At 66.0% G+C, this 23283-nt stretch carries 17 protein-coding genes and 2 pseudogenes; 9 read left to right on the forward strand and 10 right to left on the reverse strand.

The genetic code is table 11. The annotated features are described in order from the left end of the window. Window positions 1-45: 45 nt before the first annotated feature. From OG417_RS50570 to fxlM, 6 genes and pseudogenes are all read right to left on the reverse strand, one after another. Window positions 46-894, reverse strand: coding sequence for a DUF2637 domain-containing protein (locus tag OG417_RS50570; RefSeq protein ID WP_329245888.1), 849 nt, complete (start codon window positions 892-894; stop codon window positions 46-48). A 343-nt stretch (window positions 895-1237) separates the two neighbouring features. Beyond that, entirely contained in the window at window positions 1238-1960 is a 723-nt protein-coding gene (locus OG417_RS50575; RefSeq protein WP_442875796.1) for a zinc ribbon domain-containing protein, read from the reverse strand. Window positions 1961-1976: 16 nt separating this feature from the next. Continuing rightward, window positions 1977-2372: pseudogene (locus tag OG417_RS54740) on the reverse strand (recombinase family protein); the annotation flags it as partial. Between the two features lie 818 nt (window positions 2373-3190). Next, window positions 3191-4405, reverse strand: a complete 1215-nt coding sequence (locus OG417_RS50585) for an MFS transporter (RefSeq protein ID WP_329245895.1) — start codon at window positions 4403-4405, stop codon at window positions 3191-3193. Between the two features lie 27 nt (window positions 4406-4432). Beyond that, entirely contained in the window at window positions 4433-5812 is a 1380-nt protein-coding gene (locus tag OG417_RS50590) for an MFS transporter (protein WP_329245897.1), read from the reverse strand. Window positions 5813-5837: 25 nt separating this feature from the next. Beyond that, window positions 5838-7118 carry a methyltransferase, FxLD system gene (fxlM, locus tag OG417_RS50595; RefSeq protein WP_329245899.1) on the reverse strand — a complete coding sequence of 427 codons (1281 nt, stop codon included), beginning with the start codon at window positions 7116-7118 and terminating at the stop codon, window positions 5838-5840. A gap of 630 nt (window positions 7119-7748) precedes the next feature. On the opposite strand from fxlM, the gene OG417_RS50600 reads away from it, so the two are divergent. Further along, window positions 7749-7979, forward strand: a complete 231-nt coding sequence (locus OG417_RS50600; RefSeq protein ID WP_329245901.1) for an Lsr2 dimerization domain-containing protein — start codon at window positions 7749-7751, stop codon at window positions 7977-7979. A 157-nt stretch (window positions 7980-8136) separates the two neighbouring features. On the opposite strand, the gene OG417_RS50605 is transcribed toward OG417_RS50600, so the two are convergent. Beyond that, on the reverse strand, window positions 8137-9690 hold the full coding sequence (locus tag OG417_RS50605; RefSeq protein ID WP_329245903.1) for a sialidase family protein: 1554 nt from the start codon (window positions 9688-9690) through the stop codon (window positions 8137-8139). Window positions 9691-9826: 136 nt separating this feature from the next. Further along, window positions 9827-11716 (reverse strand): sialidase family protein, encoded by a 1890-nt coding sequence (locus OG417_RS50610; RefSeq protein ID WP_329245905.1) that lies wholly within the window; start codon window positions 11714-11716, stop codon window positions 9827-9829. A 255-nt stretch (window positions 11717-11971) separates the two neighbouring features. On the opposite strand from OG417_RS50610, the gene OG417_RS50615 reads away from it, so the two are divergent. Further along, a complete protein-coding gene (locus OG417_RS50615) occupies window positions 11972-13405 on the forward strand; it encodes a sialidase family protein (protein ID WP_329245906.1) in 1434 nt (477 codons plus the stop codon). 140 nt (window positions 13406-13545) lie between these two features. On the opposite strand, the gene OG417_RS50620 is transcribed toward OG417_RS50615, so the two are convergent. Both OG417_RS50620 and OG417_RS50625 read right to left on the reverse strand, forming a co-directional pair. Next, complete coding sequence (locus OG417_RS50620; protein ID WP_329245908.1) at window positions 13546-14025, reverse strand: hypothetical protein; 480 nt, start codon at window positions 14023-14025, stop codon at window positions 13546-13548. 45 nt (window positions 14026-14070) lie between these two features. Continuing rightward, window positions 14071-14427: pseudogene (locus tag OG417_RS50625) on the reverse strand (hypothetical protein); the annotation flags it as partial. A 668-nt stretch (window positions 14428-15095) separates the two neighbouring features. On the opposite strand from OG417_RS50625, the gene OG417_RS50630 reads away from it, so the two are divergent. The 7 genes from OG417_RS50630 to OG417_RS50660 all read left to right on the forward strand — a co-directional run bounded on the left by OG417_RS50630 (window position 15096) and on the right by OG417_RS50660 (window position 23263). Beyond that, window positions 15096-16127, forward strand: coding sequence for an NAD-dependent epimerase/dehydratase family protein (locus OG417_RS50630; RefSeq protein WP_329245910.1), 1032 nt, complete (start codon window positions 15096-15098; stop codon window positions 16125-16127). 174 nt (window positions 16128-16301) lie between these two features. Then, on the forward strand, window positions 16302-17246 hold the full coding sequence (locus OG417_RS50635) for a UbiA prenyltransferase family protein (protein ID WP_329245913.1): 945 nt from the start codon (window positions 16302-16304) through the stop codon (window positions 17244-17246). Between the two features lie 39 nt (window positions 17247-17285). Continuing rightward, complete coding sequence (locus OG417_RS50640; RefSeq protein WP_329245915.1) at window positions 17286-18341, forward strand: glycosyltransferase family 2 protein; 1056 nt, start codon at window positions 17286-17288, stop codon at window positions 18339-18341. Between the two features lie 2 nt (window positions 18342-18343). Then, window positions 18344-19549 carry an endonuclease/exonuclease/phosphatase family protein gene (locus tag OG417_RS50645; protein WP_329245918.1) on the forward strand — a complete coding sequence of 402 codons (1206 nt, stop codon included), beginning with the start codon at window positions 18344-18346 and terminating at the stop codon, window positions 19547-19549. 56 nt (window positions 19550-19605) lie between these two features. Next, complete coding sequence (locus tag OG417_RS50650) at window positions 19606-20544, forward strand: lysylphosphatidylglycerol synthase domain-containing protein (RefSeq protein ID WP_329263116.1); 939 nt, start codon at window positions 19606-19608, stop codon at window positions 20542-20544. A gap of 341 nt (window positions 20545-20885) precedes the next feature. Further along, entirely contained in the window at window positions 20886-22037 is a 1152-nt protein-coding gene (locus tag OG417_RS50655) for a glycosyltransferase family 2 protein (RefSeq protein WP_329245920.1), read from the forward strand. Continuing rightward, window positions 22034-23263 (forward strand): aminotransferase class III-fold pyridoxal phosphate-dependent enzyme, encoded by a 1230-nt coding sequence (locus OG417_RS50660; protein ID WP_329245922.1) that lies wholly within the window; start codon window positions 22034-22036, stop codon window positions 23261-23263. The genes OG417_RS50655 and OG417_RS50660 overlap by 4 nt, the downstream gene beginning before the upstream one ends. Window positions 23264-23283 lie beyond the last annotated feature (20 nt).

Consider the following 23283-nt stretch of genomic DNA (forward strand, 5'->3'; position numbering starts at 1 on the left):
AGGGGCTCGAACGGTCATCGGTAGCACGCTCGGGAGGTGGGCTCATTACGCAGCGTGCGTGTCCAGCCGCCCAGCGAGCCCAGCCTGCTTGACCAACCGACCCCAGCGCTCGCTGCGTCCGAACCGGCTAGCGATCGCCTTTCCCGGTGGAAGTTCGCCCTTGGGGGTGCGGTTGTCCATCGCCCATTGCCACGCTCGCTGCTGGACGCCCGCATCGCGCCCGCTGGCTCGCTGCCGCGATGAGCGCCGAACCCGCCCACCATCAGCCGCTCCATTCTCAAGAGGCTCATCCGAAGAAGCTATAAGGTCAACGACGCCGTCTGCGTGAACCTTCTCTGACGCCTCGGATCCGTGTCCTGGGTTCGTAAGAGGTCCATATGACGGCGCCGTCGCCACTCGCGGTTCTGTTTGAGATTTATTAGAGGATGCATGAGGCATCTTGAATGTCGTATGAGATACGTATGAGTTGGGGTTGGCGGGCTTAGTTTCCCGCGCGGCGCTATGCCTGATCTGGCCCATCAGCAGCTCATAGGAGCCGATAAGAGCGCAGCTTGGCCATCCGGCGATCAGCCGGCCAACCGCTGAGGGCTCAGCCACCGCGACGTTGGCAGCGAGACTGGCGGCGCTGCCGATGATGATCAGCGCCCAGGGAAGGACTCCGCTGCGCCTGCCGTAGCGGGAGTCCAGGAGTAGCGACATCGAAGAGGCAGCGATCATACCGTCGACAGAAATCGGGAGGAGGGCCGCCGTCCACGATGTCTCTCCGTACCGCCGCACCAGCAGATACATATGCTTGTACGACACGAGGGCGGCGATTACTGCGAGCACGATGACACTGAGGATTGTCGTCCATCGGATCGCCCGGTCCGTACCACCAACTCTTGTCTGCGCCATTACCGATCAGCCTCGGTTGTCCCGTCGACCAGCGCTGCGACGTTCAGCTGGACATCCCCGAGAGGGAGGACAATATAGGCAGAAGGTTCATTACCCCCCTCGGACACTTCGGTCCTGGGGTCAGTGTGGTCGGAAGCTGGGCTTCCTTCCCCGCTGGCCCTTCGTCATTTCTTCCCGGGGGCGACCCCCGGGCCCCCGCTGTGGGGGGCTCCGCCCCCCACGCCCCCCACGGGTTGAGGTCGGGGCATGTAGGTGAGTTTGAGGCCGAGATCGCGGTAGATCTCGGCCTTTCGCTCTCCTGTGGCGAACCCCAGTCCGCTTGCCTTGCCTCCCAGGGCCTGGATCATGGCAGTGATCTTCTCCTTCGCCAGACGGCGGGGCGGTCATCGAGGACCTGCAGCTGCGCCTGGGCCGCCGCGCGCTGTGCCTTGACCTCGTCGGTCCGCTTCTTCACGATCTCCGGGTCGGTGCCCGCTTCGAGGGCGGCCCTATGGAGTTCTAGCTTGCGGTCGCGGTCCGCGAGCATCTGCCGGGCGGCGATCTCCATCGCGTCCTGTCCGGGGTCGTCTCCCTGCGAGCGCTCCAGGATCGTGACGGTGTCGTCGATTCGTTGTGGGCTGGACACGCCCGCCACCCAGCCGTCGAGGACCTCGAGGATCTCGTCCTCGCGCACCTGGACGGACTTGGGGTGGTCGATGTTGTTGGCGAGCGCGTACTGCTGTGGGTAGCGGCAGCGGTAGTACGGAGCGTCGTTGGTCCAGTTGCCTTGCATCCGTCGGTCGCACAGGCCGCAGTGACACAGACTGCGCGGGACGTAGGTCCGGTTGTTGCGGCGTGGCTCTCGCGCGACGGCGCGGCGGCCCTTGGCGGCCAGGAGAGTCTGGGCACGTTCGAGGTCGCTGGTGTCGATCAGCGGCTCGTGGACCGGCTTGTCGGACCAGATCCACTCGCTGCTGTCGTTCCAGCGCAGCTTGGTGGCATGGGCCCAGCGCCACGTCGTCGAGGTCGAGCAGCACCTCGTCCTTGCGCTGCTTGTTCCACACCTGACGGCCGGTGTAGCGAGGATTCTGCAGGATGACGCGAACGGCGCTCTTGGACCACGCGACGCCGCTGCGGTGACGGTTGCGCTTGCGGTCGTACGCCGGCGAAGGTAAGCCGTCGCGGGTCAGCCGCTCGGCGATCGTGTAGATGCCCTTGTGCTGGAGGAACTCCTCGAAGATCCGCCATACGACGCCAGCGGTGACCGGGTCGGGTTCGAGCTTGTACGGCCCTTGCCGGGATTTGGATGCGGGCACGCGTCGACCAGGCGATAGCCGTACGGCGGGTGTCCGCCGAGGAAGCATCCTTCCATCTGGGCGATGGATGCCATCGCGGTCCGGACCCGGATTTTGATGCGGGTTCCGTTCGCTCGCCTGAGGGCCACGCTGCCACGGGATCGACCGGGACTGGCCCACATCGAAGTACCGGCCGACGATCATGCCACCGTGTGGTTGGACCAGCGAGTTGGCGCGGTTGAGCTGTCAATGCAGCGATGCTTCCGGGTCTTGTTGGTCCTCGGTCGAGACACGACCGTAGAAGGCGAACCTGAGTCGGCCGGCTTGCTGGGATCGAACTCATGGACGGGTCTGAGCACCTCGTCGGCTGTCATGTCGGGCTGCGTCCTTCTCGTCGGATGGGTGAACCCGGTCCGTCTGCTCCTGTGCCTCGATGAGCGCTCGCAGCAAAGCTCGCGCCGCCCTCGGAGTGAGGGTGGGCGGCTGGCACGATGACCCGGTTCGTCGATCTGGACTCTCTACCTCGCGCGCGGGCACCACGGTGCGGAGACGAAGCCGCCGCCGGAGCCCCTGAGCAGCCCTTTTGTGACTCCGCGGTCATGCGGCAGCTCCGATGCCACACACGGGAACAGCAGCCGTCCGCCGTGCCGCCGACTGCCGCACGCCCTGCCGAGCGGAAGCTCCGGTACCTGCGGGCTCTGGGGCCGGAACTCGTCAGCGCCGCGTTTCCGGAGCCGGTTACCGCTCCGAGTTGCCGCTCGACGCCGACGGCACCCCTGGCCTCGTTCATCCACAGCCCGTGGACAATCGACCGACGGAAGAGGCGGCAGACATTCAGCCGGATCGGAACCGTCTGCTTGCCGCTCAGGTCCGACCAGTTGCCGCGTAAACTAAGGGGACCCTTGAGCATGAACAGTTTTCCGAGGCTTTCCGCTTCCGCGTCGGTTCTTCTTCTTGCACACCGATGCCCAGATATTCCCCCATCGTTCCGAGGCTTCTGCAGGAGCGGCGCCACACGTCGATCACGGGGAGTCAGTGGGCAGGAGCGAGAGTTGACGTACGTCGCGCACCGCCAAGGGGATGAGGCTGGCCGTGGCGATGACGGCCGCGCATGCTGTCATGACCATCTGGGTACCGAGCCGGTCGGCGGCTGTTCCAGCGATGGCGTAGGCGATCGGGACCGGTATCGATTCGGCGAGCTCGATATTCGCGGATACACGGCCGAGCTCCTGATGGGGGATGTGTTGCTGGATGAGGGTCTGGCGGGTCACGCCCGCCGGACCATAGACGGCTCCGGCGATCGCGGTGGCCAGGAGGATGACTGGCAGGGGCAGCCCAAGGCCGGCGGCCCAGCATCCCAGCGGCATCCCGGCCATGCACAGGCTGATCAGGATCCCGGGTCGGCGCGTGGTCCAGGCTGCGGCGAGTATGCCGCCAGCCGCGGTGCCGCCCGCCAGGCATGAGTTGATCAATCCCCAGCCCAGCGCCCCGTTCAAGTGCTGGCGGGCGTACGCAGGGCCGATGACCAAGGCCGCCATGAACGCGGCCCCGCCGACGCATTGGGAGAACGTCATCGACCACAGCCAGGTACGCGAGCCCAGCGCCCGCCACCCGTCTGCCAGCCCTGCCGGCCACCTCGCGGGACGGGCACAAGACGACATACCGGCCGCGAGCGGCAGGCGAGCGAACATGATCGCTGCAACTGCGAAGGTTATCGAATCCCAGCAGATTCCCCACCCTGGCCCGGCCGTGGCCACGAGCATTCCCCCAGAGACTGGTCCGATCACGGCGATTCCGTGCCTGGCCGTCTGGGACAGGGCGTTCGCGCGATTGAGCTGATCGACCGGCACCAGCTGTGGGATCACGCGCTGCCCGATCGGGGTGAACAGTGCCGCGCCCGCGGCTCCGCCGGACGCGACGATCGCCAGCGACCAGACGGTAGCCGAACCCGAGATGATCAAGACCGCCTCGGTCATCTGGAAGACCGCCGCGATTACTTGAGAGCTGACCAGCGCGCCGACGCCGGCAGTTCGGTCGGCGATCACGCCGGTCAACGGCAGCAGCAGCGTGTAGATCACGAACTCGGTGCCCAGCACCAACGCGATCCCCGATCCGCCCCCGCCGATCCCCAAGATGGCGAACGCCAGCGCGATCGGCGCGACGGCGCTGCCGGTCGAGGAAATCACCTGAGCAGCGAAGAAGAGCCGATAGGGCGGGCCGACCAGCGGCTCGGTCATTTCGGCGAGTCGGGGACGGCGCATCACTCATCTGCCCGGCCTACCGGCCGACTCGTCCACCGGAGGGTGGGGCGTGGCCAGGTCTTGGGCAAGACCGTCCGGAGTGGGATCGCCGGGTAGTTGTTCGATCGCGTGCGAGGTGTCGGTTAGGAAGGTGAGCTTACGTACGTCTCGGCTTAGTAAGGGTGCGAGGTTCGCGGCGGCCAGGATGATTCCGCATACCAGCAGCGTGCCGCGGACGCCGATCGCGCCGGTCACGGGCAGGACCATGAGGTAGCCGATCGGGGTCAGGCTGATTCCGGCGATGTCGTTGAACGCCGAGACGCGGCCCTGCTGGTCGGCGGGGATGTGCTGCTGGATCGCTGTTTGCCACGCCACCACCGACATGCTCAGCCCGCACGCCGCCACGACCACCGCGCCCATCACCACCGGCAGCGGTGCTCCGGCAGCCATCAACGGATCCGGCAAGGCCGTCGCCGCCGCCCCGAGGCAGTTCGTCCAGCCTGCCCGGCGGGGCCGCCAGATCAGTGACACCGCCGCGCCCAGCGCCATGCCGCAGCCCAGGCTGGAGGCGATGAATCCCCACGCCCATGCCCCGCCCAGGTGGGCTTTTGCGTACGGCGGTCCGAGGATGCCGTAGCCGATGTGCCAGGCCGGGACCATGATCGCGGTGCCGACGAGGCAGGTCCAGATCCAGCGGCGCGTACGGATCGTCGTCCACCCCTCGGCCAGGTCCGCGCGCATGGTGGACGGCTGCCGGTCGGCGCGCGGGGCATGAATTCGCGCCATCAACGCCGCCGAGACGAAGAAGGAGATGGCGTTGCAGCCGACCCCGTAGCCGGCGCCGGCCACCGCCACGATGGTCCCGCCGATCGCCGGGCCGATGGTCAGCACCAAGTGCCGGGCGAGCTGGTTGAGCGCGTTCGCCTCGTTCAGCTGCTCCGCCGCCACGATGCACCGGATCAGACCGGTACGCGCGGGTTCAGAAAATGACGCCGCGGCCGAGGTCGCCCCGGCCAGTGCCGCCAGATTCCACACCGCGGCCCGGCCGGTGAAGATCAGCACCGTCTCGATCACCGTGATCAGACCGATGATGACCTGGACGACCGAGATGATCACCGCACGGGGTAACCGGTCGGCCACCACCCCGCCCAGCGGGCTGACCACGATGCCCGCCGTCATGTTCGCCAGCAACACCATCGCGATCCCCGATGCCCCTCCTCCGGCACCGAGCACAGTGAAGGCCAGCGCCCCGGTCGCCATCGTCGTCCCGGCAGCATTGACCTGGTCGGCGACAAAACATCGAGCAAACCGCGGATCGCCCCGCAGCGGAGCGGTGATCCGCGCGAGACGTCCAGCCACCCGGCCGGTCGGTTCTAAGCCACGCCGAAGGCCTGTTCTTTTCACACCCTCGAGCCGACCGCGCAAGGCGTTACCTATGCCGCTCGGGCACCGCAGGCGCCAGGTGCGCCGCCGGCGGTGAAGGGCTGTGGGAACGCCAGGCCATGACGAGCTGGGTATGGCGCTTCAGGAAGACCCGGCCGACAGCCGGAGTCGGAACCACGGCCTCCGCCGGATAGAGAGTGAAGTCCGGGCCGGGGCCTTGCCGCCGGTCGCGATCCCAGGTCTGGATGTGGTCATGCAACTGTTGGGCGAGTTCGGCGCCGCGGGGTCCGTGGCCGTAGACACCGAACTCGTGGCGAACGTCCGCAGGGTCGCTGCAGTGAACTTCGCGGGTGGTGAGGTAGGCGAAGCTGTCGGTCGTGATGAGAACCGGGCAGTACCACCGGACTGCGAGCTGGATGAGATCGCAGTCGTGGTCCGGGTCACCCCAGATCATTCCGAACCTGTCGTCCACCGTCGCCAGCCACAGGTTCAGCGTGTCGAACGGCTCTCCGCCGCCGACCGTAACCTTCGTCCACAACTCGGTCCGGGCTCCGGCCAGCGCATCGCCGAGCGCGGCAGCCTGGAGTTCGGGACCGTCTTCGATCGACAGCCGCACGGCCCCGTCCGCCAGAACCGCTTCCTGATCCGGGTGCGTCCCTGCCCCCTGCATCGCCACGAACCCGCACACCGTCGGGTCCAGTCCGACGAATCGATCGCCCTCCCGGACGAACGTCATCGACCTGGTGATCGTGGAGAAGATCAGGGGAACGACCATCCGGCCGCCCGGTGCGAGCAACCGTCCCCACGGGCAGTCCCAGGCCCCGACAGTGATGAGGATGGCGTCGTAGGGGCCGTACTCATCGGCTGCGTCCTCGGCGTCCCCGAGCACCACCTTCACATTCGAATAGCCCGTTTCGGCGAGGAACCGACCCGCTCGCTCGGCGACCCATGGATCGATGTCCACGGTGACCACGGACCCCTCCGGACCGACGATCTCGGCCATGAGCGCGGCGTTGTACCCGCCAGAGCCGACCTCCAGCACTCGCGCCCCGCTCGTCAATCGCGCGGCTTCGATCATCTCGGCTTGAAGCCATGGCGCGCTGACCGAACTGGTCGCCCGACCCGCGGCATCGCGCTTGGTGATGACGACGTCCCTTACGGAATAGGCCGCGGCGAGCGACGCCTCGGGAGCGAACTTCTCGCGCGGCACCCTCGCGAATGCCTCGGCCACTACGGGAGAACGCAGCGAACCCGATTCCCTCAACTTGGCGACCAGGTCGGCGCGCAGGAGATCCGGGGACTCAGGCAAGACGGCGTCAGCGGTCACCCGGCACACGCTAGCCCCGCCCTACGACAGTCTCGCGGACCTCGTACAGTCACGGAGAGCCCGGGCCAAGGCCCACCTGACCCCTCCAACTCAGCCGGGAACGCACCCGCACCATCAACTCTGCACCTCAGCAGCCAACCGTCTACGGAGTCCCGCGAACTGCCTGGCTTGCCTGCCGGGGCTCCCTAACCGAGTGATGCCGACGTGGCAGACACGCTGTGCGACAAAATTCCTTCCTCAACGCGAACGGCTGTCAGTCGGTCCAACCCGTCCTCACTGTCGGCGACGACGGTGCCCAAGCCACCGCTTCGGACCGTCCACGGCGAGCCACCACCACGCCGCTCTCAGCACCTCGCCCCACCCGGCCGCCCGCGACCGTTTGCGCTCTTGCGCCCTCATCCCCGATTGGCTCCTATCCGATCAAGCCCAGCCAAGCTCACCACACGCGCTCGTCCGTTGTCCCAGGATTAGATGATCTTGGTTCATGAGACTGCCGTAGTCTGAGCCCTGCGCATTCGTCGACCCCGTTGCGCGGGCGTGAGGTTTCCCTGTGCTTCCCGCCACCTCTTGGACGCTTAAGACAACGCGCCGCGCGGTTCGACGCACCCTCCCAAACGGAAAGGCCGGTAGTTGGCAACCAAGACCATCAAGATCGATGACATTGACGGCCGCGACGGAGACGACGTGACCAAGCGAGACTTCGAGCTCGGCGGCGTGATGTACACGATCGACCTGGGGGACGCGAACTACACGAAACTCCAGGAGCTCCTGGACCAGCTCACGCCGTTCATGCAGAACGCGGTGAAGGCCAAGGCCGGACGCGCCCGAAAGAGCACGCCGGACACCCTGGCCAGAACCTGACCGCCGGGAACGCCTGATCGGCAGGTCCTCGTCCCCGCCGGTGCGCCGCTCGTGACTCCGGGCAGAGGCGTGGTGGTCTGGGGGCTGGCAAGGGTGCGCTCGACCTGCGCGGAGCTGAGCGGCTGGGCACCGCGGCCGGTGATGCCGGCCGTCGGTTTCAGCGCCGGAATGGGTGGGCGTTGGGGCGGAGCGGCGTGGTGAACCGCGGTGTGGCTGGTACGACCTGCGGACTTGCCGCGTTCGCCTTGGACGCCAACAGCCCGCTGAAGGCGTCCGTGCTGTTCTTCTGGTCGTTGTTCGTCTCGACGAGAATCGGCCGGAACCCACCGCCCGCGGCGGCGATGCCCTCGTAGTCTCCGAGGAAGTGGCCCCAGCCGGCGTACGGCGCCTTCAGCCAGTCGAAGACCCGTGAGATGCGGCGCTCGGAGGGGTACCGCTCCCCGCCGCGCGGGAAGGTCGCGTACCACATCGCGGTCGGCAGGGTCGTGGTGTTCCCCGGCTGGAGGTAGCGCAGGTCGTAGTAGGTGATGGCCACCGTGCCGCGGTGATCGACGGCGATGGATGGGGTGAACGCCGGAGCGTTCGGCGCCTGGTTGACCCGTACGGGCGCCGACCATGTCCGGCCGCCGTCGGTGGAGTGCACGAGTTCGATGTCGTTGTACCGCCCGGCGGTGAAGTTGCTCCCTTGATACGTGGCGTACAGCTCGCCGGTCGCGGGGTCGACGGCCACGCTCACGAGGTTCGCCCCGCCGCGCAGCGCCTTGTCGGGGTCGTCCGGGGCGTTCGGGTCGACCTCGGCGACCGAGGTGTCCGCCCCGATCTTGACCGGCCTGCTCCACGTCCGTCCCTGGTCGGTGGATTTCACGACCGCGAAGTGCAGGTCACTCGGCGTGGTGGCGTTCACGTCGGTATAGGTCTGCCACTCGAAGAAGTCGTACAGCACGTCGGTGCGCGGATCCGCCACGATGACGTTGCCGATGGTCTGGGAGTTCGGGACCACGCTGGTGTCGACGAACGGGTGCGCCGGGGTCCATGTCTTCCCGTGGTCACGGGTGATCGCAATGTAGGACGGGCCGGTGTAGTGCGCGCCGGGCCCGGACGTGACCTGGTCGATACGGTCCCAGACCTGGTAGGCGACTCCGGGGTGCACCGGATCTGCGGTGACGGAGTTCTTGTCATCGACGATGGCCGGATCGGTGTCGGCGATGAGCTGGGAGACGTGCTTCCAGGTCCGTCCGCCGTCGTACGACGTCGCGGCGGCCACGCCGTTGCGCGGGGTGGTGGCGTCGAAGGTCAGGCCGCTGGCGTACGCGACGCCGTCGGGACCGAAGCTGACCCACACATCGGACGCACGCTGATAGTCGACACCGCCCGGAGCGCAGGCGCTGAACGGCAGCGGAGTCTCGGCGAAGTGCCGGCCGTCCTTGCTGTAGGTCGCCACCACGCCCTTCGCGCCGCCGTCGGACCAGCGGTCCTGCTGGAACGCCCCGATCACACGGCCGGGGTGGCGCGGATCCACCGCGATCCAGGGCTCCACCTCGGAGGCGGGATCACTGACGCCGTCATCGGTCGACCCGATGGTGCACTCGGCGAACGGATCCCCGGCGGACACCCGCTGAACAGGTTGAGTGCCGGCGCCGGCCGGACTCGCCAGAGCTGCCATGACCAGGAGCACGGCTCCCGCCATGGAAACGGAGGAACGGACGCTCATACGGCTCTCCCTGATCGCCTTCCCCGACCCCCGGACAGCCTGACCGATCACCTGACAGCTGTGAAGCCGCTGACCTCATGAGGACAGGGCGCCTGCGCAGAACCGGGCGGGGCGCCGGCCCCGCCCGGTGGCACGGTCAGTGGATGGGTACGGCGGCGGTGTAGATGTCCTCGTCGTTGGCGATCGAGGCGTTGGACGCCGAGCCGTGACACAGCTGCGGCGGGTGGCCGGTGGTGCCGGTGCCCGGGCACAGGAAGAGGGCGGCGTTGCGGGTGTCGGACCAGACCGGGTAGGCGGTCGTGGCGGTGGCGTCGACCATGATGTAGTCGCCGTAGAACTGGCCGGTGAACTCACTCGGTGGCGGCATGCTCGACGAGGTCGCGCGGGTGCTGGTGAAGTGGGTCAAATCCTTCGAGGTCGTGACGGTGATGTCGGAGTAGCCGGTGCTCTCGTCGGAGCCGTACTGCCGGTCGTAGTAGGCGGTCACGAGGGTGCCGCGCGGGCTGAAGACGGTGCCCTGCCAGTACTGGTCGCTGCGTGACTGTGGGTCGTTGTCCCCGATGACGGGCAGCTTGCGGACGTCGGTGGTGGTGCCGGTGAAGGTGGCGCCGCCGTCGGTGGAGCTGGAGATCACGATGCCGTTGTTGCATCCGCCGGTCTTGACGCCGTCGTAGAGGCTGCCGAGTCCTTCGGCGGCGGGGGTGAGGCCGGCCGGTGCGCAGGCCTTGGTCTCGTTGGAGTCGCGGTTGATGTAGGACCCGGTCGTGACGACCAGCCGTTTGGGGTTCGTCGGGTCGACGGTGACGTTGGGGTAGTTCGTGGCGCGGAAGACCGAGTTGGTTCCGGTGCCCTTCTCCGGTACGCAGTCGCGGCCGGGGTCCTTGCCCTCGCCCTGGTAGGTGTCGCAGTCGGGCAGGTCGTAGTAGTCGGTGGCCTTGACCGGGGCGGAGAAGGTCTTGCCTCCGTCGGTCGAGTGGGCGGCCAGGACCTGGAAGCGGTTGTCCTTGCCGGGGTTGGCGGTGTTGTAGTTCGCCCACACGACGTACAGCGTGCCGTCCGGGGCGGTCACCGGCTGGGAGAACTGGTTGTCGTTGCAGCGACCCTGCGGCGTCGGGATGCCGTACCCCTGGGGACACAGTGCCGAGTCGGAGCTGACCAGCACAGGGCTGCTGAAGTGCTCGCCGTAGTCGCTGGAGTACGCCTCATAGATATAGGCGGTGCCATCCGCCGGGTAGGTCGTCCACGTCACGTAGACACGGTCCCGGTACGGGCTCTTGACGTGGTTGTCGACGGTCATGAGCTGCTTGTCGTACAGGAAGTCCCCGGCGCCGGCGGTGTCATCGTGCTCGGCCACCGGGCGCCCGGCGAAGTTGAACGACGCCCCGCCGGACCCGGTGGAGCGGTAGACGTAGAAGCCGCTGGACTGGTCGGCGTCGGGGGAGGCGCTGTTGCCGCGCTTGAACTCCTGACACGACAGGTAGGCGTTGCCGCGGGTGTCCCATGCCACCGAGGTGTCACCGGCGGACTGGTAGTACTCGCGCGGCTTTCCGGCGAAGTCGCCCCGGACGAAACCGTTCGGCGCGGTCGCGTCGGCCCAGGCGCGGCCGCCGTCCTGCGAGTACGACACGCCGCACGTGCCGTCGCCTCGCCGGTAGTCGTTGTAGGTCGCGATGACCTGCTTGGGGTTGTTCGGGTTGACCGCGACCCAAGTCTCGTTCTGCGCCTGACCGCGCCCGGCCAGGTCCGCATCGGAGATGTTCAGGCAGTTCTGGTTGACCTTGACGTTGCCGCCGTGGTCGCCATAGCAACCGGACGCCGTTGTCGCCTTCGGCGTGGTGACCGCGTTCCGGTTCACCCGCTGGGGTGCCAGCGCCTCGGCCAGCGCGCCCGACACGTGACGTTTCTGCACCGCGCTGAGCTTGGCGTACCCGAAGGGCTCGGCGTTCGCGCCCGGCGCGGACAGACCGAGTCCGCCCAGCAGCAGGCCGCCGGCCGCGACCAGCCCCAAGACACCACGTTTCCGCATACCGACCTCCGATCAGGCGTCGCTGCTTCAAGGGCGCGGCGCACGGGCGGAACGTAGATCCACCGCCGAGGGCAAGCAATCCCGATGTTCCGATCTGGCCGGAACAGGTCGCGGGGCGCAGCCAGGATGACCTGACCTGAACCGGACCGTTGACAGAAAACTTGACCGCGCTCACATTGAGGGCGCTCGGCCTGAGTGACCCCGCCGGCTTCGCCCCAACGCCGGCCTCAGCGCCGGAGCCATCAGGAGGTTGCCGTGGGCCGGCGTTCTCGCATGCGCGAAATCCTGTTCCTCCCCATCGCGGCAGGAGTTCTGCTCTTAACCGGCGGACCGGCGTCGGCGAACGTCGCGCTCACCCAGGTGAGCACCGACCCGTACACGAACACCACCAGCCAGCACCGGACCGAGGTCGAGCCGGACACCTTCGCGGCCGGGAACACCATCGTCTCGGCGTTCCAGGTCGGCCGGTTCTTCGACGGAGGAGCCTCCGGAGCCGGATTCGCCACCTCGACCAACGGCGGCTCCACCTGGACACACGGGTTCCTGCCCGGTCTCACCAAGTTCCAGGGCAACGGCCCGTACGACCGGACCAGCGACGAGGCGGTCGCCTACGACGCCAAGCACAACACCTGGATGATCTCCTCACTCGCCCTCACCGACAGCGGCGGCGTAACCGGCGCGGCCGTGGTCACGAGCCGGTCCACCGACGGCGGACTGACCTGGGCGAACCCGGTGACCACCGCGACCGGCGGGAGCCTGGACAAGAACTGGATCGCCTGCGACAACACCCCGGCCAGCCCCTTCTACGGCAACTGCTACACCGAGTACGACGACAACGGCGCCGGCAACGCCGTCAAACTCGCGACCTCCGGCAACGGCGGCGCCTCCTGGACCGTGCACTCCACCAGCGCCACCGGACTCGGCGGCCAGCCCGTCGTACGCCCCAACGGCACCGTCCTCGTGCCCTACCTGAGCAACACCGGCCAGATCCGCTCGTTCCGCTCCACCAACGGCGGCTCCAGCTGGAATGCCACCGTGCTCATCGCAACGGCCCAGGACCATGAGGTCGCCGGGAGCCTGCGCACCGAGACGCTGCCCTCCGCCGAGATCGACGCCGCCGGAACCGCGTACGTCGTCTGGCAGGACTGCCGCTTCCAGTCCGGCTGCCCCGCCAACGACATCGTGATGAGCAAGTCCACCAGCGAGACCACCTGGGGACCCGTCACTCGCATCACCAGCGACGGCGGCGACCACTTCATCCCCGGCATCGGCGTCGACGCCACGACCTCCGGCTCGACCGCCAAGCTCGGCGTCGCCTACTACCGGTACCCGACCGCGAACTGCACCGCCTCCACGTGCCGGCTCACCGCCGGATACACCTCATCGACCAACGGCGGCTCGACCTGGAGCGCACCGACCCAGCTCGCCGGGCCTTTCAACCTGTCCTCGACCGCCGACACCAGCCAGGGCCGCATGGTCGGCGACTACATCTCCACCTCGATCACCGGCGGACGCGCGTGGCCCACGATCGCCGTTGCGAACGCGCCCTCCGGCAGCACATTCGACGAAGCCATGTACGTCCCCACCGGCGGCCTTCCCATCACCGGCGGCACCGTCCGCGCCGTCACCGGCCCCGTCTACACCACTGGCAGCCGCCCCAACGTGGTCATCCCGCCGACCGCCCGATAACCGAATCTCACGCTCGGCGTGGCGATCCACGGCGTAGCGGGTCCGCTGTGGCCCGCACCACGAACACCATGCGGCGTGCCGGACCAGAGCCGGCACGCCGCACGTTGCCGTGATGCGTTCCTTCGGGTGGAGGTCAGGCGTCAGGGAGTCGGGTCGGCGAACCGACCGCCGTAGATGTCGCTGTTACCGAAGGTCGCAGGACAATCGGTGGCCGGCGCCGGCGGCGCCGTCGGGGCACCGGCCTCGAGAGATGCACGGTAGCGGTCGACGGCGGGACAGTCGGCGGCATCGCGGGCGTCGTTCCAGACGCCGACGACTCCGTCGCGGGTGGCCGCCGCGTAGACATAGTCGCGGACCAGCACGCGCGTGTCGGGGTCGATCAAGCCGAGGCGGGAGAGGGGGGCGCGGGAGGCAGAGATGCCGGAGCCGCAGGAATCCGTCAGTCCGGCGCCGCGCTCGAAGGTACGGATGAATACCTCGCTCTCGTCGAGCCGCTGAACGAAGGAGACGTTGGCGCCAATGGGGAAATTGACGCTGTCGTCGGCCACGCGGCTGCCGGTCGCGATCAGCTCGTCCTCGTCGTAGCGCTCCACCAAGGTGATCAGGTGGCTGTTCGGCACGGCGACGGCCGTGACGGTGCGGTGGGGACTGTAGGAGGGGTTCGCCTAGCCTCTATATGGCCAGGCGACGCCCGCCACGATCGAGTCGTGGGGTGTGAAGTCGACGGCGGGCCGCTCGACAGCGACCTGCCACACGCCCTGGGCGGTGTTCTCGGCGGCGCGAACCGTGAAGGCAGAGGGGCCGATGCGCAGGAGCATCTCGTCGGCCGAGTGCCGGTCGAGCAGAATGCGGCCGACAGCGCGCATGCCGTTGCCGCACAGCAGGGCGGGCGAGCCATCCGGGTTGAAGAACCAGGCGTTCGCGGTGCCGCCGGCGGCATCCTTGACGAAGTAGATGCCGTCGCTGCCGCAGCCGCCCTTCCACGCACACAGCCGCTGAACCACGCGCGGCAAATCGGCGGCGGTGAAGTGGTCGTCGGAGCACCGTCGGCGACCAGGATGACGTTCCTGGAGCCGTGAGCCTTGGCAACGACGCCGGTGCGGTCGTGCTCGGCGAGCGCCCCGTCGCCCTCACGTCACCGGGTGACCGGCCTCTGGCGCAAATCCGGATTCGTTCCGCAGACGTGCTCGCCACTACGTGCTCTCCACGAGTTCGGCGACCCGGGCCATGATGTAGGCGACCCGTCGCCACGCTCCGTGCGCACCCTCCGAATCCAATGCCGCAACATAATTCAGAGTCTCAGGTGTCCAGTCTCCGGGGGAAAATCCCTCCTACTCGCGCCCACACGGACCCCGGCGGGCCCGCGAACGCACAGCTGAAGACCTGGAAGACCTTCTAAAAGCTCCACTGCTGCCCCCTGCCGGGCTGGAATCTCAAGATCATCGGTTGCGGCGACGCCCAGGCGCTGGACGGTTACATCTGTCGGCAATGGTTCGCTTCGAGGAGGTGACCGAATCATATAAGGCGTCCACCGCGGCGTCGGTGGCGGCTTCGCCTGGGCCTGAGGAGAAGGCAACACCTCAATGAGTGAATTGATACGACGAGAAAGCCAGAAAGGGCATCCACCAGGCTTTGCGATGAAACAGCCTCCCAGGAATCACATACAATAGACTGCCCCTTAGGGAACTGTATGGTACGGATCGCCGTCACTGGCGCATCAGGCATGCTCGGCAATTCCCTCATCAATTCAGACTGGCAAGGTGTTGATTGGCTCGGGATCGATACCCGTGCACCGCGCACCACAACAAAAAAAGTCGCATTCCGTAAGACCGACGTACGGGACACCGATGCGCTAACAGCGGCGCTACGCGGGGTCGATGCGGTGGTGCATGCGGCCGCGGCTCTGCCTAGCCACCCCGCAGCCGAGATTCTCTCTGTCGACGTCCGCGGCACCGAGTCCGTGCTGGCCGCGGCCCGGCAAGCCGATGTGAGCCGGGTCGTTCACATCTCGTCCACCGCCGTGTACGGCCTACCCGACCTATGCCCAACACCTGAGGACTATCCGTGCCGACCTGTGGACCCCTACAGCTCGGCCAAGCTTAGGGCCGAGGAACTCGTCGAGCAGGCCAGACGCGATGGAATGTGCGTTCCCATTCTCCGGCCGAAGACGTTCCTCGGCGAGAACAGACTGGGCCTGTTCGCGATGTTGTTCGAATGGGCCGATGAGGGGCGGGACTTCCCGCTACTGGGAGGAGGACTCCATCGCGCCCAGATGCTCGACGTCGATGATCTTTGCCAGGTGGTCCGCGCTGCGTGCGAACGGCCCGATTCGGTCGTCAACGACACGTTCAATATCGGTGCTGCCAGATTCGGAACTTTGCGCGACGATTTCCAGGCCGTTCTGGACGCCGCTGGACACGGCGGTCGCATCCGTTCCCTGCCCATCGGTCCGGCCATGTCCGTGCTCCGGCCCCTCGCGGCGCTTCGCGTGTCACCCGTCTACAAACGTCTCATCTACAAGCTGGTCAGAGATTCGTATGTCTCCATTGAAAAGGCGTCTGAACGGCTCGATTTCGCACCCATATTCAGCAACGAGGAGTCCCTGCTGCGCACCTATGACTGGTGGCGTCGCGCCGTTGCCGTCAAACAAAAGCCGACCGGACTCACTCACCAAGATCCGTGGCGTCAAGGCGCGTTGCGGCTGGCGAAACTATTCTACTGACCGCTTCATTGAACCTGGCATCCGTTCGTCTGCGATTACCGTCCAGGAGACGCCACCCGGACCGCCAGTATTACGTGTCTGGATTTACTCCTATCCAGGCCGAGTCGATACCCGCAAGCATAGATACGACAGCTTTTCTTCCGAGAAGCCCCGTCTCCTTTAATGGAGGAATCTGTGCCGACTTTCGACCTACCCACCTTGCCCGCCGAATCGCCGGAGGAAAGTGGATCACATCCGCCACGTAATCGCACCCGAGCACTACTGACGCTATGTCGACCGTATCAGTGGCTAAAGAATCCCATTCCCATCACTCTTTCCCTGATCTCCGTTCCTCATTGGACATTTTCGGCCCTGATTCGGCTATTCACCATCGCAGCCTTGTTCACTCTGGCGTCGATCGCCGTATACATCCTCAATGACATTCTGGATCGAGATCGGGACCGTCAGCACCCCAAAAAGCGATACAGACCCATAGCGGCCGGCGAGATAACCCCGCGTGCCGGATGGATACTGTTCGTCACGGTGTGCGTGCTGCTCTGCGCGGGCGTCGGACTGACGCCGCTGGAAAGGGGCTGGCTCGTCTGCGTGTACGCAGTCCTCAACCTGGCATACAGCTTCCGCCTGAAGCACATACCACTCGTGGAGGCCTTCGTGGTCGCGACCGGGTTCGTCCTTCGCATGCTGGCCGGATACGCAGCGATCGCTAGTCGCCCGTCGCCGTGGCTACTCATCTCGGTCCTCGCCGGATGCCTGCTGCTGGTCCTTGGCAAACGTCGTGGAGAACTGGCGGATGGAGCCGCGAAACACCGGCCCGCGCTGGGCGGATACTCGGTTCAACTGCTGGACCAGCTCATCCTTATGAGCGCCACCCTGTCCGCTGTCGGCTACATGCTTTTCCTACCCAGCAGCGTCTCCTTGAGTCACGACCCCGCCGTGTTTATCCTGCTCAGCGTTTCCTGCGCCGTGTTCGCGATCTTCCGTTACCTACAACTCCTGGTCGTGGGAGGCGGCGGCGGTGATCCTTCGCGGACGCTGATCCGAGACCGGCCGCTGATCGTGAGCGGTGTCGTCTGGACGACGATCGTCGTCGTTTTCCATACCGGACTACCCGTCAACTAGTCGTTCCCGTTCGACATCACCTGCCTCGAGGACTACAGAATGCGGGACCATCCGCTTGTTTCCGTAATCATCCCGAACTACAACTACAGCCGATCGCTGCCCTTTTGCCTGCGCGCACTGGAGGAACAGCGCTACCTCCGGCTGGAAGTCATCGTCGTCGATGACTGCAGCTCGGATGACTCCATGGACATCGCGCGGGCCCACGGCGTCACCGTGCTCAGCACCGGACGCAACAGCGGCTGTGCGGGGGCCCGGAATCTCGGAGTGGAACATGCAAAAGGGGAGATCCTCTTCTTCCTCGACTCAGACGTCGCGCTCGCCCCGGACGCCGTGCAACAGGCGGTGACCCTGCTGGAGAGCGATCCGGGAATCGGCGCGGTCTGCGGGATCTATGAACCCGAACCGCTCATCCGGGACAGCCTGGTGGAGGAATGCCGCTCGCTTCAGGCGCACTATTGGCGGCGCAGCTCCACGGGCAGCGTCAGTTTCCTCTTTCCCTCCCTGTGCGCGATGCGCGCCGACGTATTCCGTGACGTAGGCCCGTTCAACCCGCGATTGCGGCAGACCGAAGAGGTCGACTACGGGCAACGCCTCACGCGGGCTGGCTACACGGTGCACCTCAGTGCCGCCGTTCGCGGATCGCATGACGATGACCACCTCCTGTGGCCCCTGCTGCGCAAGGTCTTCGTACGCGGCCGACTTCGGGTCCCGCTTTACGCCAGACGCCGCAGGTTCGCTCAGGGCTTCGAGACGGCGTCGCGTGCCTGGGCCTGCGCTTCGGCGTTGCTGGCGGTCGTGACATGCGTTCTTGGAGCGATCTTCGGCGACGTCATCTGGCTGCTGCCGCTGGGCCTGTTCGTCGTCTCACTGTTGTGCGACCTCGGGATGTATAGATTCGTCGCACGTTATCGGAGCCCTCGGATACTTGCGTGCTTCATCGGTGCGCAGTTCCTCTTCAACTTCTCCGTGGGTGCCGGGATCTCCGTCGGTTGTCTTCAGTGGCTTGTTTCCTCGAAATTCCGCACCCTCTACGACCAGGAGACTGCCGCACACGAACTCGTCCCGTTCGGCGGCGCGCGGGGGGAGAGCCACTGACCATGGCCGACTCGGTCAAGAGTGAACCGACATCGCCCTCTGATCGTACAGATACCGTCGATCCCCACCCGACCGATGCGCCGGTCGACGCCGGCACGGCAGATACCGCCGGCCCGCCCCAATTCCGCTACCCGCGAATTGTGCTGGCAATGAGCGTATTGTGGACTGCGTTCGCCCTCTTCCAAACCGCCCTCAGTGGTCACTGGTGGCTTATGCTCGCGCCCGATCTCATTCCGCCATTGGCCTTCGCGCTCATCCCTCTTCTACTGGCGGCAGCGGTTCCGACAGGGCGAATGATGCGACGCTCATTCACCAGATGGCAGGCGGTCGGGGTGCTCGGCGTGTGCGCCGCCTCGCTCACATTGGGCCTGCCGTGGAGCGGCGTGAACTTTTATGCGTTGGACGACCACCCGGCGGTCCCGGCCAGTGCACTGCGCATCATGTCTTGGAACACCGAATCCTGGGGCAAGGACACCACCCCTAACCGCTTCTATTCATACCTGCGGGCGCAAGACGCGGACGTCTACCTGCTGCAGGAAGTCATCCGGTCCGATGCCGATGACGCCAATCCCCGGGCGGTGCCCGATGCCGACATCACCCGCATCTACCGAGAGTTTCGGGGTTGGAACATCGTCGTCCGAGGGGAACTCGTCACCATCTCGCGGTTTCCGATCGTCAGCCGGCCGGCGGTAGGACCGGACCGGGCATTGTCGAACCAGCCGAATGCCGACTGGCGGACGGTGTTCCTGGCATGCAAGGCGCTGCGCACCGACCTGCTGGTTGGCAGAAGTGTGCTATCCGTCTACAACGTCCATATCCCGGTTCAAGTCGATATGCGACGCAGCCCGTTCACTCCGGGTTTCTATCGTACGCTGCGCGACCGCAATCCCGCGCGTCAGGAGCAGTACCATGGCCTGCTGGCGGATCTGACGGCGAACCGAAACCCAGCGCTGATCGCTGGGGACTTCAACACCAGTCCAGCTATGGGAGATATCGAGCCGCTCAGGGAGCGGCTGAATGACGCGTCTCGCGTTAGCGACTCGTTCTATCCGATCTCCTGGAACCAGCTCGGGAGCCTGCGGTTGTGGCGCCTGGACTGGGCTTTCACCACACAAGGGTTGAAGGTCGATCGCTACGCGCTCAAGCCGGCTCCGCACGGCTACTCTGATCACCGGGCCCAGTTCATCCGTGCCTCGCTTGGGTCGTGATCGTCGTGAGAGGCAGACTCAGACGAACGGCCCGGCTCCTTCTCGTCGCCTGCCTGGTGTGCGGAGCTGGTTGGGGCGTATGGTCGGCGCTACGTGGCCATGGCACCGAACTCGAATTGCTGGCAAAACGCCCTGGAGCAGTGCCGTGGTTGGCGGCCGCTGTGGCCTCCGACGCCTTCGGCCTGTTGTTCGGCGCCGCTGCTTGGCGATACGTTCTGGCGAGCCTTGGCTCTTCGTTGGGATGCCGGGTTACTGCCGGCGTCTTCAGCGCGGCGTTGCTGGGCAAGTACCTGCCTGGCCCGGCCGTAAACGTGGCGGCTAGCGTGCACATGGGGAGGCGAGCGGGGGTGCCCGCTGCCCGCATGATGGGCACCTATCTGCTCAATTCGCTCGTGCTTCTGGTCACGGCGGCGGCCGTCGGGATGTTCGCCGCGCCTTCCCTCCCTGGCGGCCGGGTCCTGTTGCTCATACCAGTGCTGCTCCTGGGGGCCGCGCTCATGTGGCGGCCGGGCCTGGTCGTGGCATTGGCCAAGTTCGTGGGGCGCACGCTACACAGGCCGATGTCCACACTACATGTGGAGGCCCGATGCCTGAGAGTGGCGATTCTCTTGGAATGCGCGTCCTGGCTGGTATGGGGCCTGCACCTCTGGTTCATCGCTCAGGTTCTCGGCGCCGACGGTACGACTGTGCCATTCGTCTGCGTGGGTGGCTTCGCGTTGGCTGCCGCCGCCGGAGCACTGGCCCTGGTCGTACCAGACGGGGCCGGCGTAAGGGAACTGGTGCTGATAGCGGTCCTATCAACGGTCATTCCCACGCCTCAGGCTGCTGCAGCGGCGTTGGCAAGCAGGGCCTGCTGCATTGTCACGGAGGTCGTTGGAGCCGCCCTGGCACTCCTGATGACACACCTGCCCGGGGCCAGACCCCTTGAGGAGGCCGCGGGCCGCCCTATCCCGAACGCTCCTGAATCCCGGGTAAGCGCCGCGGAACGCCGCTGAATGAACCGTTCCAGCGAAGGTGTCTGCACCCGGATCCTCCCGCGCACGCGGCCCTACCGAGGCGCACCCGATCATGCCTTGTTCGAGCAAGCCTCGAGCCACCATGGCGGAGCCCCGATGCCGCCAGCATCGGCCCCGTGCCGTCCGGATGCCCACCTGCCGAACACGCCCTTTTCCAGAGATCGTTTCGTCGGAGATGAAGGCCCTGCCGGTAGATAGCTCTCCATCGAAGAAGATTCTCGAAAATTACGCCCAGATTCAACAACTCTATCTAATTGAGCACGCCCGGACATGCCTTGCGCTATGCGTCAGGATCGTGCGGTGCGTAAATAGGGGCTCTCATGCGTAGCAGTGTCATCGTGCCAATATTCCAATCTCAGCCGGTGCTAACATTGTTCCTGAGGTCGATGCAACTAACCGTCGAGCCAGACACGCAATTGATTCTGGTCAATGATGGTTCCGGTGCCGAAGTTAGCGAATTGATCGAAAAGTTCACCCGAACGATCAAATCGAAAGTGGCCAGCACAGTAACCGTTACGACCGTGCATAATCAGAACCCCCGGGGCTGCGGGCAAGCTCTCAACCAGGGCCTGGCCATCGCCGACGGCGATCACTTCTTCTTCGTTGACTCCGACCTGATCCTGGAATCCGGCTGGCAGTCCGGAATGCTGCGAACCCTGAGCGATTACCCAGACGCGGGGATGACCGCAGGGGTGCTGCTCTACCCGCAGACCGGCGGTGTTCAGCACTGCGGCATCTCGTTCGGGGAAACGCTCGGTAGGCACCTGTACCTTAATGCCAGGATAGCCGACCTGCCGGATTCTCCATACACCGTCCCCTTGGCCGCTTTCGCATTGTTCGCGATGAGCCGGCAGGTGAGGGATGCGGTCGGGCTGTTGGACGAGCGGTACTTCAACGGTTACGAGGATTTCGACTACCAGATGCGGGCGAGGATGATCGGGTACCGCACCGTGATCGACCCGAAGGTCAGGTCGTATCACTGGGAACGGCGCAACGGCGTGCACCGCGCGGGCAATCGCAAGAATAACCTGGCGCGGTTCTGGAAGTCCTGGGGCGCGCACATCGAGAACGACATCACGCCGCGGCTGCTCAACAGGCTTCGCGATCGCGCCGCCAACGTAAGTCGCTTCGTGCTGCTGGATTTGGCCGAGACGCGAACTGACGCTGCCGACTTCTGGCAGGCCCTCGTCGACTCGTCGGAGATCGACCGGCACAACGTGCTCGACTACTCCACCAAGGTGGACAGCAAGCATCCCATCCTGCTGCCCCAGATTCTGCCGACGGAGCTGCTCACCGAACCCCAGCCGCTGCTGATCCTAGTCGAGAACTTCGTCCGGCTTCTGGACAACTGGATGTGGTTCACGCAGCGCCTGGAGAGGCAACCAGCCGACATCGTTATTGACCTGCACGGCAACGCCATGGGGCTTGCGGACCTGCGCGTGAGCTGTTGGCCAGGAGGCAAAGTCCGGTGACGAACATCCAAAGGGTCACCACGACACCGAGCCTCGCCTGGCTCGCCGAGGTCCGGCGGGTCATCCCGGCGGGTTGCAGCACTCTGGCCAAAACACCGCAGCGACTGCTGCCGGGCCGCGGCGCGATCGTCGCGGTGCAAGCCAAGGACGCCGAGTTCACCGACCTCGACGGCCGTACATGGCTGGACTGCGAGATGGCCATGGGCACCGCGACCTGGGGGCACGCTCGGCCCGAAGTCGAGGAAGCCGTGGTCGCGCAGTTGAAGCGTGGGATGTCCTTCTCGGTCGCCGATCGCCTCGAACTGGCGCTGGCGCAGCGGCTCCTGGCCCGGTTCGGGGTCTACGAGTCGGTGAAATTCGCCAAGAGCGGTGCTGATGCGGTGACGGGAGCAGTGCGCATCGCCCGCGCTACGACTGGACGCGACCTTGTGGTAGCGACCGAGTACCACGGGTGGCACGACTGGGCCTCTCCGTCACACTACGCCGCACAACCTGCTGGCCTCGGCATCCCGCGAGCCGTGTCGGCGTTGACACTGACCTGTCCGCCGGGTGACCCGCAGCGGTTGGTCGACCTGATGCACGAGCATCCCGGGGCCATCGCTGCGGTGGTGCTGTGTCCGACCCGCTGGTTGGCCGACCACCTCCGGACGATCGTGGAGGAAGCGCGTTGTCATGGCACGGTGGTGGTCTTCGATGAGGTCACCTCCGGCATGCGCGTGGGAAGGCGGGCGACCTGTGGCGAGGTCGATGTCTGGCCGGACCTGCTGTGCATCTCGAAGGGCATGGCCAACGGCCTTCCACTCGCGGGGATCCTCGGCGACCGCCGGCTCGTGATGCGCAGCGAGGACATCCGGATGAGTAACGCCCATTCCAGCGAGTCACTGGCCTTCGCCGCTGCCCTGGCTTGCGAGGACCTGCTGGACGCGGCCACCGAGTGGCCTTCTTGGCGCGTGCGGGCCAACACCATGATGGACACTCTGCGAGCTCGTATCGCCGAACTCGGACTGACCGGGCGGATCGAGGTGCGAGGCGACTACTCGAGCTTCTCCCTCGGAACACCCGGCGCGAGGGACTTCTGGACTGACCCGTTCCGCGCGCACTTGCTGGAGAACTTCGCGGACCGTCGGATCTTCACCAAGGGGTACTTCGTCTTCTCGGACCGGCACACGCCCGCACAGCTCGACGAGGTCGAGCGGGCGATGGACGCCGCCCTGACCAGCTACTGACACGTAATCGAACGGAGGCC

Source organism: Actinoallomurus sp. NBC_01490 (assembly GCF_036227085.1).
Classification (GTDB): Bacteria; Actinomycetota; Actinomycetes; order Streptosporangiales; family Streptosporangiaceae; genus Actinoallomurus; species Actinoallomurus oryzae.